Genomic DNA, 943 nt, shown 5'->3' on the forward strand with positions numbered 1-943 from the left:
AGTGCTGATCGGCGCAGACGCACGGGGCTTCGACTTTGTCGCACGCGTGGTGGGTCCGCGCTACCAGGACATCTCTGCGCCTATCACCCGCGCGGGCTACGCCTTCGCTCGCAAGCGGGGAATCATCAAATGACCGTCGAGCAGGAGAATCGGCCGGGCACCACCGCGCGATCGCGGACGCTGACCGTGTCGGAGGTCGTGCAAGAGACCAAGGACTCGGTGAGCATCGCCTTCGAAGTGCCTGACGAGATCGTCGACGATTTCAAGCATCTACCCGGGCAGTTCATTACGCTGAAGATCCCGTCCGACCAGACGGGCCACGTCGCACGATGCTATTCGCTGAGCAGTTCACCTCATGTCGATGACTTCCGCCTCGAGATCGGGGTGAAGCGCACCGCTGGGGGATACGCGTCAAACTGGTTGTGCGACAACGTCTCCGTCGGCATGGAAATGACCGTACTGACGCCGTCGGGAAAGTTTACCGCTAAGAGCCTCGACGTCGACATGCTTTTCTTCGCCGGCGGAAGCGGCATCACGCCGATCCTGTCGCTGGTGAAGTCGGCACTGGTGTCGGGCAGTGGGGAAGTCGTCCTGTTCTACGCGAACCTTGACGCCGATTCGATCATGTACGAGCGCCAGCTTCAGCAGATCAGATCCGAATTCCCCGAGCGGTTCACTTTGGTCGACTGGCTTGAGTCGGAGAACGGGATCCCCACATCCGAGGCTGTCGAGAAGATTATTCGTGATCACAAGGGATCGGTGATCTTCACCTGCGGCCCTTCCCCCTTCATGGATCTGGTGGAAAGGTCTGCCACCGCGTGTGGAGTGGACCATTCGGATGTACATCGGGAGGTGTTCCAGTCGCTGGCGGGTGACCCGTTCGACACCGCCACACTGCGTCGACTCAGTGACGATGAGGGTGTAGCTACCGCCACGGTTTACC

At 60.3% G+C, this 943-nt stretch carries 1 protein-coding gene and 1 pseudogene; both read left to right on the plus strand.

The annotated features are described in order from the left end of the window. Nucleotides 1-133: pseudogene (locus tag GM1_RS23090) on the plus strand (acetoin dehydrogenase); the annotation flags it as partial. After that, a partial coding sequence (locus GM1_RS21375; protein WP_008382583.1) for an FAD-binding oxidoreductase occupies nt 130-943 on the plus strand: 814 nt, incomplete at its 3' end. The pseudogene GM1_RS23090 and the gene GM1_RS21375, both read left to right, overlap by 4 nt.

It is taken from the genome of Gordonia malaquae NBRC 108250 (assembly GCF_000344135.1).
Classification (GTDB): domain Bacteria; phylum Actinomycetota; class Actinomycetes; order Mycobacteriales; family Mycobacteriaceae; genus Gordonia; species Gordonia malaquae.